Here is a 16,319-nt window from a genome sequence, read left to right as displayed (position 1 = left end):
TTATAAAACCCCTCTTTCTAATGAGAATAAGTACTGCTAGTTACAAACTATGTTTTTTCACAATCCGCCCCGCGTTGGCCCTAAGAAACCCAATCAATAGCATGAGAAATGGAGTGATTTACAAAGGCCTGCCTTTTTTAGCCAGCGCAATTTTTCTGTTCAGCAGCTTTAACGCAATAAGCCAATCAATGAGCCTGAGTTCAAAGCTTGGATCAAACAAAATCACCTTGTCTTTGACTAAAAGTGGAGAATTGCATTACCAGGTAACACGCCGGGATAAAACCATTATTGCCGATTCTCCACTTGGCCTGACTTGTGACGATCAGGACTTTACATCTGGGCTCTCCCTCGTTAAGGTTTCACCCATTGGAGTCAGAAGGGAGAACTATGATCTGAAAGTGGGTAACGTAAAAACGATAAACCAAGTTTTTGAAACGAAGAGTATAACGTTCAAAAATAAGCTGGGTGCACTCCTGATCATTGATTTGGTGACCGGAAAAGAAGGTGTTGCTTTCCGCTACCGGTTTCCGGACCAGGCTAAAAAAATACGGGTAATCAATACGGAAAGTACAGGATTTCATATTGAAAAAAGTGCGAAGGGCTGGTTACAGCCTTATAATAAAGCGGGAAAGGTTACCCCAGGCTACGAAGATTTTTACTTTAAAGTACATCCCGGCGACTCAATCAGTAATCCCCGTAACCCATCTGTGGGCTGGTGCATGCCTGCCCTTTTTCAGGTCAATGAGGGCAAAAACTGGGTTTTACTGGCCGAGTCCGGAACAGATGGCTCGTATCCAGGTTGTCATTTGCAACCCGATTCGCAGGGTGGGGTGTATAAAATTGCCTTTGCGGAACAAGACGAAAAATATACCCTTCCGTTGGGCAGCAATAATCATCCAACATACAACCTTCCCTGGACGATGCCCTGGCGGGTGATCATCATCGGTGAACAGGCCGGTGACATTCTACTGTCAAGCTTGATTACGGATTTGGCACCTGCTTCTAAACTAGACGATACATCCTGGATTGAACCGGAAAAAGCTACCTGGTCATGGTGGTCACATCCCGAGGATCGTTCAGCTGAAATCTATAACTCATTCACTGATCTTGCTGCTTCATTCGGTTTTGGCTATACGCTGTTTGATGCGGGCTGGGAGAAAGCCAATACAGAAAAAGGGATCATTGCCCAGGCTACTGCTAAGGGGGTCAAACCCATGGTGTGGGCCTATTCGGCTGCGTATTTCGACCCCGAAAAACGAAAAGCGAAGTTCAAAGAATTGGCGGCCATGGGTGTCAAAGGGGTTAAAATAGATTTTTGGTGCTCCGATCGGCAGGAGGTAATGGCCTGCTTCCAGTCACTTCTTGAGGATGCGGCCAAAGAGCATTTACTAGTTAACCTCCATGGCACGACTGTTCCCCGAGGCTGGCATCGAACCTGGCCAAATTTCATGACAGCCGAAGCTGTTTTAGGAACGGAACATTATTTTTATGAAGCTAGGTATCCGGATAAAGCCGCCGAGCAGAATACCGTATTGCCATTTACCAGAAATGTAGCAGGCCCTACGGACTACACTCCGTTTGCCCTAACCATCCGAAAATATCCCCGGTTGAACACGGCGGTTCATGAGCTGGCTACAGCAATGATCTATACGTCAGGAATTATTCATTTTGCAGATTCAAAAGAGATGTTTGAGTCGCTGCCTGTATTGGTTCGGCAATTATTGAAAGACATGCCTGCTACCTGGGATAAAACGGAAAGCCTAGTGGCTGAACCAGGAGAACAGATCATCCTATCTCGTCAGAATGGAAAGCTTTCTTATATTGTGGGCATCAATGGTACAGATAAAGCAATGCCTGTCAACCTAAATCTGACCAAGTATGCAAAGGGCTTTTCTAAATTTAGAGTCATTTCGGAAGGCGAAAATGCATTGATGACGTTTAAAACGGAAACGTATCCAATCACATCTACCTGGCAGCACGCTTTTGCTCCTAAAGGCGGCTTTATTATCCAGTTTATTAATGAGTAAGCCTGGTTGAGTTAGCCATATAGCCCGCCTTCTATAATTATCTCGTTGAACGCCCCATTTTAATAAGAAAGCTTTGCATGTTTATAGAATCGGATGTTTATAATGCGTATTTGCTACGCACAAACTGTGGGTTTAAGCCCACAAAATGGGGCAATAAAGCAACTACTTTTCTAGAACACAATGACTACTATTTAATCTATAGTATTGACTATTAATCATTTATGAGGACTCTATTCAATTGGCATGATTTGAGCTTAGCAAATGGTGAACAGATTTTTGTCTTCAGTTGTTCGCTGCCTCTTGAGCAGCTCTACCATAGATCGATCTCGTTTCACTCAACGTTAGAAAAACAGAAAAACTTGGAAAGCTCGGTATTGAACCGGGCTTTTATTTTACCCTACCCTTGTTTACTAGTAGCATGGAAGAGCACTCTATAATCTTTATTGACGCCGATGAGGATGATCATGACATGTTTAAAAAAGCTTTGTCAGAATTAGCTCTCTCCCATCCCGTAGTCGTTTTTTCTAATGGCCAAACCGCTCTGGATTACCTGAAGACGACATCGGAAGTTCCCTTTTTGATTATTTCCGAAATCAGTATGCCGGGGATGAGTGGCCTGGAGCTTCGCCAGCAAATCGATCAGCAGCCGAGCCTACGCAAAAAGTGTATTCCCTTCGTGTTCATGACCCATCCCGTCGAAGAACCAGTAGTCGAAGAAGCCTATGAGTTAACCATTCAGGGATTATTCGAAAAGAAGACCACGTACGCTGACTGGAAAGCGCAGTTAGCCGCCATTATTGCCTACTGGACGGAGTGCCATCATCCCAAACGCGTACCCGGTAATGAGCATCGATGAACATGCTCTACTGTAATGCTGCCCTATTGGTGATTTCGGAAAAATTGACACCCAATTCCGAAGTTGACTAAACCGTCTGGTGGAGAATAGTGAGTAAAGTCGATCCAGTCATGATTTACTAACTTAATCGACTTTACTCACTATTCCCTTTCACTATAGCCGCTTTGTCAACCTTAGCTCCCAACGATCAGGAAAAGCGATTCATCGAAGACGTTTCCAAACTTCATTCCAGGGATTACCAATCCCTTTTAAGTACATGGTATTCCCTTTTATTCGAACCGAGAATACAGTCGTTGTGCCAATGTAGTTAGCCGTACTGCCATTGGCGTACCCTATTTTTTCACTGTAGATGCTGTCTGCCAGTGTATAGCTGCCCCCATGATGAAATATGGTTACATGACTCATTGTATCCACTTGAGTCATGCTCCAATAGCCATTCATGATGAATTTAAGGCGACTCCCTGCCGAAGCGGTATCCGTGGGCTTGTCCACCAGCGCCCACACGCCAGTAATTTCTTTGGCTAGATTGGTTTTGGTCCGACCGGGTCTGGATTGGCCGAAACTCGATTGGCCCAATCCAAACAGTAGCAGGATAGCCATTACACGTATGCTCATAGTCAGAGGGTTTTAGTTAGTATAAATTTATTCAAGTTTAAGGGAAGTAACATTGTTACAAGCCCTACTACCAAGATTGGCAATACATTTAGAGCATTAACTCTTGAATAGCGGCCGCTACTTTCCCCGAGGAGGGGCGATCCGCATTGGCCTGGACTATGCGGCCTTTTTGATCAATGAGTATATAACGGGGGATGCTTATCAGTAAATAGGGTTTCCACAGCGAACCCGCCTGTTCCACCGAGGCTTGATTAATATGAATACCTGTCAGGTGAGTATCGTCCTGAAGCAATTTTTTCCAGGCTACCTGATTCTGATCGATGGATACATACAAAAATACCACCCCCGGAGTACTCGAAAATTGCTGTTGCAATTGATTAGCCTGGGGAAACTCCGCACGGCAGGGCATACACCAGGTAGCCCACACATCCACGTACACCACTTTCCCTTTTAACGAACTCAGCGCCAGGGTATCCCCCCTGGGCGTCACGCCATAAAAATCCGGAGCTGGTTGACCCGACGCCAGAGCTGACCATTTTTGATAAAGTTGGGCCAGCGTAGAAAGGTAGAACGAATTCGGGAAACTGGCTTTATACTGGGTGATAAGTTGGTCAGTAGCGGGAATAATGCCCGTGATTGTTAACCAATTGTAGCAATTCTTTGCCCTTAAATAGTCTTTTTCAGCCAGAGAATAGGGGCTATTTTGAATGAATCGATCGACGGCTAAAGCTGTTGAATCACTTATCATCTTAGGAGAAGAAAGCAGGCTACGGAGAATGTAACTAACATAGATATGGGCGATATCTGCATATTCAGACATCTTAAACCGCACAAATCGAGAATTAAAGAGAGGGGGTTGAACAACTGCTTTCAGTGGGTCAGGAACTTGGGATAGTTTTTCCCCATAATGAGCGAGCACATAATTCTGTTGTATAAATATTAAACTGACTTGGTTACGAGCGCTCAGTACTTCTTTTAGCGAGTCGGCCAGGTTGGTTTTGGCTAAAACCGTTTGATCAAGCCGCTCATACTGCCCCCTGACTGCGTTCAAATGAGTTGTAAATTCAGTCAGCGATAATTGAGTGTAATGCCTGCCGGCAGACTGCTCGGCCCGCTGGCGAATCGCATGAGCTTTCGCCAAGTACCCATTGGCTATGGCGCTTGGCCCCTCGAATCGAATGGATGTGGGGTCGGTGCTACCCATGTAGAGTTGCAAATCGCGCCTGGGCTCTAAATAAAGCGGCAGGAAAGTCCCATCAATCTCTAGAAAAGCGAATTGAGGGCCAGGAATTACTACCTCCAGAACAACTTGGTTTGTTTCCTGGTGCAGGACATGGCCAATGGAAATTGGTTCCGAGGAAATCATATCGATCGAGGTTAGATTAATTTTCGGCGTGGTCAGAAACGATCGATGGAGCGTTATGGTCAGGGTATCAGCTCCTTGGCTGCTAGTCAAACTAAACACTAAAAAAAAGAAAAGCGAATAAATATAGCACCTTAATGTACTCATGATGAATAGGTTATTGATAATGAAAGCCTCGAAAGTAAATATGCGTCATTACCTTCCGAACCTCTGCTCTTTTTACCAGTCGCGAGAAGATCGATCGAATTGGTCAAGTGCCGCTTGATAAGGCTGGCTATCTAACCCTCGTTTTTTAGCTTCATCCAGCGCCTTTTTCTGAATCAGGCTCGCTTGCCCTGCCTGACCCGTTTTGGCTAACAAACCCGCATAGGTGATTAGAAAATCGGGGTGTGGGGTTAAAGCGACGGCCCTTTTAGACCAATTGATCGCTTCGAGTAAATCATCCCGATTCGTCGCATAGGTTAAATACATGCGGGCCATATCACTTAAATCGAGCGCGATATAATAAACTTGGGTATCCGTTCGATCGGTTAGATAGGCCGCATAGTGCTGTTTTCGAATCGAGTCAGGTAAGGAGGCTATCTCCGATAAGTACCGGGTAAAATTCAGCGAATCCATTTTTCGAGATGACTCGTCGGGTAGGGTAAGGAGGTGCGTTAGATACGGTCTAATCGCCAATTTATACTTTGGGAAATTACTCGTTCGTTTATAAAAGTTGATCGTTTCGTGTCGGATGATTTGGGTTTCCCGTTCTGAGGTAGTTCTTTCCAGTAACTTGTTAAATTGAAGCTTTCGGTGAAGAACAACCCGAAATAAATCCTCATCATTTCGCTCAATAGCCTCCTGTAGGTCATGGTGTAAGGCGGTTGAAAAGCTAACGATGAGTTGGGTGTTTCGGTCTGGATCAATGGGTTGCTTTCCCTGGTTCCGTAAATACGTTTGCAACAAATCATACGTTTGGGAATGGGATGTCGATACCATCTGAGTCATGAGTCTTAACGTGGGTGGAGCATATACTCGATCACAGGGAAGCGTGGCGATATAGGCGTCAATCACATCGGCCCCATCAAGATCCACTTTGCCTAAGGCCTGTAAATAGGCATACAGAAAGGATGCCTGTCGATTGCCCCGGTTATAGCTGGCGGCAAATTGCGTTAAGGAGAGTCCCTGCTGACGCACCAATAGAGCCGCATCGAGTTGACTGGATAACGTAGCGATCGTGGTATAGCCTACCGTTTTCTGACGAAGGGTCCCATCCTCGTTTAGAAATAATAAAGTCGGATAGGCCGTTACGTGATATTTTCTGGTTATTAATTCTCCTTCTCCCTTTTCGGCATCGATTTTATAAGCGATAAAATGGTCGTTTATCTTTTGAGCAATGGATGGCGTATTGAACGCTTCTTTCTCCATTTTTTTACAAGGAACACACCAACTGGTTGATACGTCAATGAAAACAGGCCTATGTCTACCATTGGCTTGCGCCAAAATCTGACGAAAACTTCCTGAAGAAAAGTGAACTTTTGGCTCATCACCTACTTGAATCAAACTTAATAAACCTGTGATTAGTAGGGCAGAAAACATCATCATAACTAAACACTTTACGAATTGAAAAGGAAGACCCAACACTACTTCCATTGGTTGGAATGAATCAGTTTAAGAGAAAGATATGTATACCAGATTCTACTAAGGGTTTTAGGTTGAAACGGGACGCTATGGCATACCACGAAAATTATCGCTGATTCGCCGATGCGATTTTACATCATACGATCGGTCCGTTACACTTAGGAAAACCTGGCTGAAATTTTGGTTCGTAAGCCTTAATAAGTAAGCAATTTGGCTTGTGGTAAAAACGATTTCAGCTGAAGTACTTCCTGCTGGCGTTTAATACATCACTTAATTAATTCAAGTCTTGGGCTATCGATCGTAAGCATGTTGCAGACTCCCCTACTTTGCTGAGTCTAGTTACTGGATTGAGCGTCGAATTGATAAACAGCACGTCTATGTAGTCGGCAATCATCCCACCGATACGATCATTCAGGCAGGTGATGAAATTGTCGCCCTGTATGGGGTCAAGATCAGTCAGTGGCTGACCCGGATTTATTGCTATTTATCGGGAGAGAACGAGTATTACAAAAATATCCTGATTGACTTAGTAGGCTTTCCCCGCCTGTTCTGGATCGTCTTTTATCGATTACTTTCTATTGGGGACGGAACGATTTTTGTTCCGATGATCACTTCCCAGCCTGCCTATTGGACCAGTCCCTTTTTAAACCCGAGCGGGGTGAGGCCAACTTCTTTTTTAAAGACCCTTGAAAAATAAGACGGGCTGTCAAACCCTAGCGTATAGGCGATTTCCGAGATACTCAATTCGTTCTGCTTAAGCCGGTTTTTCGCTTCGTTAACCAGGCCAATGTGAATCAGCTCGATGGCCGTTTTTCCCGTCTCCTGCTTAAGCATATCGCTCAGGTAGCGGGGAGATACATGAAGCTGACTGGCCAACTGGCTTACTGTAGGTAATCCGTTTGTTTGTAGTACGCCATCCCTGAAATAGCCCCACAACGCTTGATTAAACTTAGACACGGTTTTGCTCGACAGCTCAGCGCGATTGATAAACTGGCGCTTGTAAAAGCGCTGGGAATAGGTTAACAGCGAGTCGAGGTGGGATAAGATGATGTGGCGACTATACTCGTCGGGATTACTGTAATACTCGGTTTCGATCTTTGTATACAGTTCCCAGATGATCTGTTCTTCCCGAGGGGAGAGATGCAGCGCTTCGCTCACTTCGTAATCGAAGTACGAGTAGTGTCGGATCTGCTCATGCAGCGGATGACCGTTCAGGTAATCCTCATGCATAAACAAAAGAAAGCTGTCTTCTTCCACGTCCAGATTCCGAAACTCGATCCGTTGCCGGGGTTTCACAAACGATAGCGAACCGTTCGTATGGTCATAGGCCGTGCGCCCATACAGCATGACACCGGACTTGAGTTTTTTGAACATGATCCCGTAACAATCGGTGCTGAAGGCCTCTCCATCCAGCGGACAGCTTGTCAAGCCCCGTTCCAGGGAAAGTAGGGGATGTTCGGCCGGGGGAAGGCCCAGTTCATGGCGCATCGTACCAAGGGTGTTGAAATGGCGCATAAGTCGTTGAACGGATAAATCTACAACCAAACGCGGTGGAGATTTATCCCGTTCCGTTTAATAGGTTAAAGTCGATGAGCCGCCCGGGCAACATCGTCCCAGGCGTCCCACTCGGCAAACCGATTGTTATAGCCTTGTTTCACCAGGGGATAGGCCAGTTCGCCCATCAGCAGTCGCAGCGGTGGCTGTTGGCTTTCGATCAATTGGAGGATCGCAGCGGTGGTGGCTTCGGGCTGGCCCATCGAGAGGTCGGCATATTGGGCCTGCAAACTCGCTTTCAAAGCATCATAAGCGGGTATCGGTTGGGTAATTACAGCTGAGGAGCCTGCATAGTCGGTGGCATAAGGAGCGGGCTCCACCAGGCTGACATGAACACCGAAGATGTTGACTTCCGAGGCCAGCGTTTCACTTAAGCCTTCTACAGCAAACTTGGAGGCATTATAGAGGCCCACATTCGGCCAGGTAATCAGGCCCAGCACGCTCGATACCTGGATAATGTGGCCCGCGCCTTGCTCGCGCATGATCGGCAGGACGGCCTGGGTCAGCCAGAGTAGGCCAAAAAAATTGGTGTCCATCAGCTGGCGCGCCTGTTGCTCACTGGTTTCTTCCACGCTGCCAAAGAGGCCATAGCCTGCGTTGTTGATCAGCACATCAATACGGCCAAACTGCTGGTGGGCTTGCTGTACGGTCCGGATAGCCGCCTGCCGGTCGGTCACATCCAGTTGAAGGGGTAACAGCTGGGCCCCAAACTCGGCTTTCAATTCATCCAGGCTAGTGAGATTTCGGGCGGTAGCCGCCACCTGATAGCCTTGTTGCAGAAAAGCTTTGGTCCACAAATGGCCAAACCCCCTGGAGGCCCCAGTAATCAAAATCGTTTTACTCATGAGATTTCGTTGCGTTAGTTGATGACGCAAAGTTGGGGCCGGGGCGGGGATGCTGACTAAAACAAAAGTGGGGAAAGCTGACACATTTTAACGTACCGTTGTGAACGAGCGGTACCGTCCGCTCAGTTAGTCCATCAAACCGTCTGTATCCATTGGCCAGGTAAGGCCTGACGTGCCTAGTTTTGTTGCTGAACGAATTGCTGATTACATTTTACCATGCACTACCTCGATGCGGTTTATGGACCGGTTTTAATTGACGAGCCCGTCCTACTCGATTTGATCAACTCCAGCGCGGTTCAACGCCTTCACCATATTTTGCAACACGGCATTACGGGCTTTCTGGGCCTGACCCAACCAATCACCCGCTTTCAGCACTCGGTGGGGGTCATGCTGTTGACGCGTCGGCTTGGCGCTAGCCTACCCGAGCAAATTGCGGCTTTACTGCATGACGTCAGTCATACAGCTTTTTCCCACGTCATCGATCATGTGTTTCCAGGCCAGCCTTACCACGAACGGATGAAAGCGGCTTACCTGGCGCAATCCGACATTCCACCCATCTTAGCCAGGTATGACTATACCTGGCAGGATTTCCTGGACGAGGCCGCTTACCCCATTCTGGAGCAACCTGCCCCGGCACTGTGTGCTGACCGGCTGGACTACTTTTTTCGCGATGGGATGGCCCTGGGTTTGCTGACCACCGAGGACGTGGCTCAGGCAATGGCTCATTTGATCATAGCTGATCATCAGATCGGTGTGGATGCGCTCAACACCGCTCAATGGCTGGCCTATACGTATATGAAAACCGATGAACTAAGTTGGTCGAATGTTCAGGCCATTGGTTTGTATGAGTTGATGGCTGAACTGATTCAAACCGGCTTACGGGTATCGGCCATTAATGAATCGGATGTATGGCTGACCGATCAGGCGTTCTGGGACAAGCTGGCGAGTTGCCCGGATCAGTTGTTGCAGGCTCAACTGGCTCAACTCAGGAGCCCCATTTATTTTATCGAATCGAAAACCCATCCCTGGCGCGAATTAAGGCCCAAAATCCGTACGATAAACCCGACGGTATGGGTCAAGGGGAAAGACATTCGGCTATCCGATCTGGATGCTGACTTTGCTCAAGATTTAGCCGCTTACCGAAAGCGAAGGCAAGGCGTTCTATCGCTAACCATAGCGTCTTGATCTCTCGTCGATCCTATAACCAGTTTATAGGCAAGAAAACCGTTTAACTTCCCCTTGCCCGGACAAGTACATCTCGTTTCAAAAACCAGCGATTAATCAGAATTACTATTCAGTGGCCGTCTAGTATTTAATACTTGTCCAACTCAATCCGTAGCATACGCTAAACAACTTACGCGAGCTCAACTAGCTGTAACTAGTCTTACAAACCCACTTTTTGAACTTAAGGATAACTTTAAGTTAGTGAAGCAGCCAAGCGACAGCATCCGCTTCGGCAGAATAGGATGATTCATCTGATTCAACCGACTGACCATAAGGCTTTTGACTACGGTCAGCCATCGTAGATTGTGTTAGCGTTAACTGGGCCCATCCCTGAGCGTAATCCCAATATTAGCGGTCGAAAGCCCACAGGTTGCACTACCAAAACTGCGCGTTTGGCTACGGCCCTTGAAGGCGATGGAAATGGCATTTCCTGAACTAGCCGTTGAACGGTTGGTAAGCACGGCCACTTTGGGATTCACTTGACGAAGTCGGTATGGGCGAGGTACGTTAACGATCGTTATTTGATTAATCAGCGAAGCGCCCTGCTGGCAGGACCAGCTGCTCAGTTTGCCGTCAGGATCGATAAAATACCCCACTATCCCTTCACCCAGATGGGACCAATGCCCGCCAGCATGGACCACATATTGCCCCCCGTATTTCCCCGCAAATCAACCAGCCACCCCCCAATTGAGTCCGAGTCGTCGGCTTTAATTTGATCCTGAATCGCTTGAGTAAACGACGTCTCGGCAGAGCCGGTTCCTGAAAAATCGGGGATCTTTATATAACCAATGGCTGATGAAGTGACAACGGGCCTGGGGACGAGTCACTGCAATTGAGGGAGGAACTCCCCCCATATTGAACTGCCCTGAGCGGATGTGTAAACGCTGTGATGATTCCCCAGTAGGATTAAGGCCAACTGAATTGCTGGATAGTTATTCATATTGGGTCAAAGTTTTTCATTCCCTGGCTGTAACCTTTACCTAAAAGCTGAGTTTCCCGCTCACTAACAAACCCGGGAACCAGATTTCTATAACAGTAGGCAACTTAACTATGAAAAAGACAGGATGGTTGGCCATTGGCTTTTTGCTACTTATCAAAACGGGGTATGCCTGCACAATTGTGTCGGCAGCCATGAAAGGCGAGGTATTTGCGGCCGCCAACGAGGATTATGACAATCCGTTTTCTAAAGTGTGGTTCAATCCTCCGGCTAAAGGGCGATATGGCACGATTTGCTTTGGATTCCCAGATTTACAGTCGCAGGCAGCGATCAATGAGTACGGTTTATTTTTTGACTTTACGGCCATCGGCCTCAACCCAGCTCAGTATTCTTTAAAAAAACCGTATTATGGTAGTCTGTTTCTGGATATTCTGGGTCAGTGCCGTAATGTATCAGAAGCACTTGAGTTCCTCCAGACCCATGACTATCCTTTCTCTTCTCAAGCCTTACTGGCTGACGCAGAAGGGAACTCCGTGATCATTAATGCAGGCTCAAAAGTAAAAAGAACGGGTCACTATCAAATTAGCACCAACTTTAATGTTTGTCAGTTGGCCACCAAACAGTATAGCTGCGGTCGCTATGACATAGCCGACCAAATGCTCAACCACGCGAAGTCGCTTTCCATGCCATTTTTTCGCCAGCTATTGAGCCTCACTCATCAGGAAGGGGGCGACCCAACCCAGTACTCAATGATTTGTGATTTAAAACGGGGCATTGTCTCTGTGTACCTGTATCATAATTACGAACAGGCTTACCAGATTGACATCAAGAGAGAATTGCAAAAAGGCTACCGGGTAGAGAACCTAGCGGACCATTTTTCCCCTTCCTTTGCTTATCAATCATGGGCTAAACGACATCCTGAATACGGACGGGAAATGTTGTTGAGCGAAGTCGCTAAACAAGGACTGGATCAGACGCTCACCTACTACCAGGGGTTGACAGCTAACCCAGCCATTAAAGACAGCGTAAACACGATGCTGATGGATGCGGGTATGGTTTTTCTCCGACGGTCTTACGGTCAATATTCGACAGGAAACTGGTGGCTATACCTGTACCAATTCCCTCAGAGCTACGCGATTTGGCATGCAACGGATGCCAATATCCAGGCCGCTTCCCGCTTATTTAGTTCGGTCGTTGAGCAAGGTTGTCCAAAAGGTCTCGAAGCGGTTACCTACGAGCTGTTTGCCTATACCAACCTGGTTCAAAACAAAGTAGCGTTGGCCCGGCAATATTACGAGAAGTCGTTGGCCATAGCCCCCCCCCGATAGTCCAACGTCTAAGCGAGGACGAGTAATGCTAGCCCAGTTCAACGAATAGGATCGAAGTTGATCTATCAGGCTATGGGTATCGAATCAACCCGATTATCATCAGACATACACCTGAGGAGCAAGATAGTATATAAGTTGCTTTCCGGAAAACCTACAGCCTTTTCAACAGATTAAGGTCAGGGCAATGCTACGATAACGTTACAAGGCAGCGTTAAGACTATAAATTTATCCAACTTAGCCAATGGAACGGTTCACGCTGAGAAACTGATTACCCAGAAAGCAGACGTAATTTTCCGCGCAAACGGTAGTGTTCGGGTCAATGCCAAAGATGTAAACTCGGTGAATACCGGTCGGGGCAGCGTCGTTAAGGTCGTGGATTCTGCCCAGAAAAATAACAAGTAAACTTGGTCACTATGATCCTGAATTATAGTAAAGTTGCCCGGCGCAACTGGTTCAATAACAAAGTATATTCGGACAGATAATTGATAATCTCAATAAAGGCTCCTATTTACAGTACGTTCTGCTTCTCATTAGCCAAGTGAGGGATTGCCTACTCGGCATCGCAGTGGCGCTCTCCCCGTCCCGCTCAACTACTTAGCCTTCAGCGATCGGTTCAGGTTGGTACGGGCCTGGTTTATCGTAAAAACTAAAAGCAGACCCATTACAGCTCCCGCCAGGAGAAAGGTTATCGACAGGTTCTTCATCCGTTTCCATTGATTAGTTAAAAAAATAACTCAAAACGGGGTTATTTGTTAGCGGTGCATCTCCTTAAACGCTCGTTTGGGGTGCAATGCAAAAATGAAATCGTCTCAGAAACGAGCGTTGTTTGGACGATCATGTTAATTTCTTTCCCATGCTATTCCTGGCATAAGGAGAGAAGGTCATAGTTTCTCCCGTAACGCAAGAACCCTAAGTTCTGCGCTGGGTCTGAACGGCTTGGACCCATTCCGTTTGCTGACAGCGCGGACACGTATGATGACTTCCTGTTATCTGCTCGATCTGGCCGCAAGTCGTACAGGCATATTGGCCCCTTTGACTTAATGAGTTGCTTTTTTTGTGGTAAAGTTTGGGCAGTACCGGTAAACCCGGCTGGACGTCTTCATCGGCGTAGTAAAAAAAACTCAGATTCCCGTTCGTCTCCAAAATAGCGGTTTTTACCTGCCCCAGGTGCTCAATGTTCTGTTGCCGCATCTCAGCAAAAAACTCGTCCTTGGCAAATGTAGGCTCCCCCGAACCCAAGACAAAGACACCTTCCTCGATGACATAGACCGGATCGCCTTCCAACAAGGTTTCAAACTTTTCGTTTCGGGAGGCCATCCAGGTGATACACCGATAAAACAGTAGAATAGTGGCAAAGACTATCAGGGCGGGCACAATAGCATTATCCGGATTGGCCATCGGATCACCTGCAGCTGAACCCAGCCCAATAATAATAGCGACCTCAAAGATTGATAACTGACTAACCCCTTTTTTGCCTGAGAGCCGTAAGAAAGTTAGAATGACTGAAAACATGATTAAGGTTCGCAGAACAATCTGTAGGGCTAAACTCCAGTCTAAATCAGCCAAGAACACGGTTTTGAAATCAATCATCATAAGGGTCCATAAAGTGCATAAGGTAGCGAATCTATTACAAGAAGAACGCTAGCGGTGTCCGCTACTGTTTAAACCTGTTAACCCCATAGGCGACTAGCTTAGTTTGACAGAAAGCAAAAAATAACCGTCTTCTAAAATCCTCCCCAAAGGGAGACGCGCGAATATTGGTTATGTATAAGCATCCTAAAATGGGGTATTTGTTTTAAATGCGACTCGTCAAGTCGTGACCGCAGCCGCGGACTGTGATTTGTGTCCTTTTTTTATCGCATCCAATGGTCTCTTGTATCGGTTGAGTCAACCCAGTTAGCCCATTTCCATACTGGTGAGTAAAAAATCTTATACGTGGGCTGAGTCTCAGACCTTACACGATCTCATCATCAAAACCGATAGCCCAAGGTCAGCCCAAACCGGGGAGTAAACCCTTTCCGGCTCATCTGTTCGGGCAGGACTGCCTTGAGAGGGGGGCTGCTGGTCGGTAGTTGATAGTGAAATCCCAGAAACAAATCCACCACCACTCGCGGTGTGCTTGTCTGTACGCCAGCCATAGCGCCGGGCATCCAGACGTAAAGCTGCTGGATAGACCTGACTAACTTACCGCTCGGGTCTCGAATAATAGTACCCTGATTGTCGAACTGATAGTCGTCGAGCGTGAGCCCGGAATAGCGACCGTATACCCCGGCGTAAAAGCCAGTGTGGGAAAAAGGACGCCGAGGGAAATAGTGCCGGTATTCCAATGTAACCCGCTTATAGTGAAATAATCTCGGCGAGGGGGTGTTGGCGTTGTGATATTCATACGTTTCCGAACCGAAGCCCACCCCACCCACCAGCGATGCACGTTTGGTCAGCATCCGTTCATAAAACACAGATACGTCGGCGACAATAAGACTCAGTGGGTTAATTCTCAGACTATTAGTCCGGTTGACGGCCGAGTCTGCCGTTGACTGTGCATAAGCCGTACACAGGCTGATGGCACTAAGTAAAACAAACAGGGATAGTTTCATTGCGAAATTTGGGTGTCCGTTATGGCCTGTCACCAACAAACTGACATCCGCTATTTTTTGCTGCCGTTGCCTGTTCTGCCATTGCCAGCCTGACGGCTTCGTACCAGTTGACAATATTACCAATTTTTGAAAGTTGGGCAACATTAACCTTCTTTAATATCAGCTCTATCCGTTGCGTGTGTTAAACAAGCGCCGACTGCGCCATGATGCGCATTGAACTAGCAGGTATAAGTTTGGGGAAATGTATATTGCTAGCTGTTCGCAGATGAATCCGTCTGGCAATGGGGGGTAGTCTGCCCTGTTGGCCATCTTACAGGGCGGCTTAAAAAGGGAGGTAGCCATTCACTATTTCGGCTTAGGATTCTAACGACTAAGCCCGGTTACTGTAATTGAAAAAAGCGTTTTGTAGGCCTATTCAGGTGGGATCGATACTGTCAGGTATCTAACTAGCAACACTTTACGGGGAAGTCTATTTTTCTGGGCGTACGGGCCGGTCCTTGTTCATGGACCGTACAGCTGGCTTACCAGGCATTAATCAATGCCGGCCACAGTTGACAAAAAATACAACTATAAGCCTTCATGTGCTAGATACCTCTTTAAAGGCCCTATTCGTGCGATAGCTATTTACTCCGCTTTCAGTAAATGACGACGAGGGCCGACCGTGAATTATCCGCTCGGGCGACCCCCTCCCATTTCGCAGGACTACCCTAGAGTAAAGCTTCCTAACCAGGGTAGGTTGGCGGGCCTTTACTCGCAGTTGCCGGGCTTGGCTTCTCCGCAAAACCAGAGAAGCTAAAAAGCGCTGATCAAGCAGCAGTAAGCCTAATTCGCTTTGTGCCAGTTGGTAACCAGGTATCCCCATTGCTCAAGTCAACAGTAATCGGTACACGGACTCAGCGCTACCGTCCGTGCGATTTTACCCGCCGATTCATCCCCGAGCTCGGCTAAGCTCGACCCTGATCGGCCCCTTAGCCGCTGCCTGATCTGGTTAGCCACTGAGGGTCAAGAAATTTTCCCAAAGCACAGCATACATCAACACCTGGAAAAGCAGAGCATCAATTGGCAGAAAAATATAGATCACATGCTGAGCAACTTGAGGAATACAGCTTTTATCGTTTTGCAACTACCTTAAGCCTCTTATGAGAGGGATGTAGAGCGGGAAGCTGCCAATGACTTAGATGATGCGTGGCGCTCTTAACTCTTAAATGGTTGAACTACTTCAGAATCGTCATAAACTGGATGTATTAACCATTAATTCGTCCAGAAAAAGCTCAGAACGTGTCAAACTTGCGGACTACTAAACTGAACGGATTTATTGAACGCAAAAAGTGCCGTTTCTAGCCCCTTCCCTCC

At 47.0% G+C, this 16,319-nt stretch carries 14 protein-coding genes; 5 read left to right on the top strand and 9 right to left on the bottom strand.

Annotation, left to right across the window (positions count from 1 at the left end; translation table 11 throughout):
- Positions 1 to 101: 101 nt before the first annotated feature.
- On the top strand, positions 102 to 2,027 hold the full coding sequence (locus H3H32_RS08050; RefSeq protein ID WP_182462206.1) for a glycoside hydrolase family 97 protein: 1,926 nt from the start codon (positions 102 to 104) through the stop codon (positions 2,025 to 2,027).
- Between the two features lie 418 nt (positions 2,028 to 2,445).
- The gene (locus tag H3H32_RS08045; protein WP_182462205.1) at positions 2,446 to 2,883 is read left to right on the top strand and encodes a response regulator; all 438 of its coding nucleotides are present in this window, start codon (positions 2,446 to 2,448) and stop codon (positions 2,881 to 2,883) included.
- A 201-nt stretch (positions 2,884 to 3,084) separates the two neighbouring features.
- Here H3H32_RS08045 and H3H32_RS08040 read toward each other — a convergent pair whose 3' ends face one another.
- From H3H32_RS08040 to H3H32_RS08020, 5 genes are all read right to left on the bottom strand, one after another.
- Positions 3,085 to 3,498 carry a hypothetical protein gene (locus tag H3H32_RS08040; protein WP_182462204.1) on the bottom strand — a complete coding sequence of 138 codons (414 nt, stop codon included), beginning with the start codon at positions 3,496 to 3,498 and terminating at the stop codon, positions 3,085 to 3,087.
- Positions 3,499 to 3,586: 88 nt separating this feature from the next.
- Positions 3,587 to 4,864 (bottom strand): TlpA family protein disulfide reductase, encoded by a 1,278-nt coding sequence (locus H3H32_RS08035; RefSeq protein ID WP_182462203.1) that lies wholly within the window; start codon positions 4,862 to 4,864, stop codon positions 3,587 to 3,589.
- Between the two features lie 216 nt (positions 4,865 to 5,080).
- A complete protein-coding gene (locus tag H3H32_RS08030; protein WP_240543867.1) occupies positions 5,081 to 6,442 on the bottom strand; it encodes a thioredoxin family protein in 1,362 nt (453 codons plus the stop codon).
- Between the two features lie 666 nt (positions 6,443 to 7,108).
- Positions 7,109 to 7,999 (bottom strand): helix-turn-helix domain-containing protein, encoded by an 891-nt coding sequence (locus tag H3H32_RS08025; protein WP_182462201.1) that lies wholly within the window; start codon positions 7,997 to 7,999, stop codon positions 7,109 to 7,111.
- Between the two features lie 65 nt (positions 8,000 to 8,064).
- Positions 8,065 to 8,883, bottom strand: coding sequence for an SDR family NAD(P)-dependent oxidoreductase (locus H3H32_RS08020; RefSeq protein ID WP_182462200.1), 819 nt, complete (start codon positions 8,881 to 8,883; stop codon positions 8,065 to 8,067).
- A gap of 216 nt (positions 8,884 to 9,099) precedes the next feature.
- Here H3H32_RS08020 and H3H32_RS08015 point away from each other — a divergent pair, with 216 nt between their 5' ends.
- Complete coding sequence (locus H3H32_RS08015) at positions 9,100 to 10,068, top strand: HD domain-containing protein (RefSeq protein ID WP_182462199.1); 969 nt, start codon at positions 9,100 to 9,102, stop codon at positions 10,066 to 10,068.
- Between the two features lie 353 nt (positions 10,069 to 10,421).
- Here the strand turns inward: H3H32_RS08015 and H3H32_RS08010 are convergent, their stop codons facing one another.
- Positions 10,422 to 10,748: a S41 family peptidase gene (locus tag H3H32_RS08010; RefSeq protein WP_182462198.1), complete on the bottom strand. Its 327-nt coding sequence runs from the start codon at positions 10,746 to 10,748 to the stop codon at positions 10,422 to 10,424.
- Positions 10,703 to 10,882 (bottom strand): hypothetical protein, encoded by a 180-nt coding sequence (locus H3H32_RS38155; RefSeq protein WP_374191873.1) that lies wholly within the window; start codon positions 10,880 to 10,882, stop codon positions 10,703 to 10,705. The genes H3H32_RS08010 and H3H32_RS38155 overlap by 46 nt, the downstream gene beginning before the upstream one ends.
- 275 nt (positions 10,883 to 11,157) lie before the next feature.
- Between H3H32_RS38155 and H3H32_RS08000 the strand changes: the two genes are divergently transcribed.
- Both H3H32_RS08000 and H3H32_RS38150 read left to right on the top strand, forming a co-directional pair.
- Complete coding sequence (locus H3H32_RS08000) at positions 11,158 to 12,372, top strand: carcinine hydrolase/isopenicillin-N N-acyltransferase family protein (RefSeq protein ID WP_182462197.1); 1,215 nt, start codon at positions 11,158 to 11,160, stop codon at positions 12,370 to 12,372.
- Positions 12,373 to 12,564: 192 nt separating this feature from the next.
- Entirely contained in the window at positions 12,565 to 12,774 is a 210-nt protein-coding gene (locus H3H32_RS38150) for a hypothetical protein (RefSeq protein WP_182464273.1), read from the top strand.
- Positions 12,775 to 13,281: 507 nt separating this feature from the next.
- Here the strand turns inward: H3H32_RS38150 and H3H32_RS07990 are convergent.
- On the bottom strand, positions 13,282 to 13,884 hold the full coding sequence (locus H3H32_RS07990) for a DUF421 domain-containing protein (protein ID WP_240543700.1): 603 nt from the start codon (positions 13,882 to 13,884) through the stop codon (positions 13,282 to 13,284).
- 458 nt (positions 13,885 to 14,342) lie between these two features.
- On the bottom strand, positions 14,343 to 14,966 hold the full coding sequence (locus H3H32_RS07985; RefSeq protein ID WP_182462195.1) for a hypothetical protein: 624 nt from the start codon (positions 14,964 to 14,966) through the stop codon (positions 14,343 to 14,345).
- Positions 14,967 to 16,319 lie beyond the last annotated feature (1,353 nt).

Source organism: Spirosoma foliorum, assembly GCF_014117325.1.
Lineage (GTDB): Bacteria > Bacteroidota > Bacteroidia > Cytophagales > Spirosomataceae > Spirosoma > Spirosoma foliorum.
Note: the sequence above shows the minus strand (reverse complement) of the source record. Positions and strands in the feature narration are given on the sequence as shown.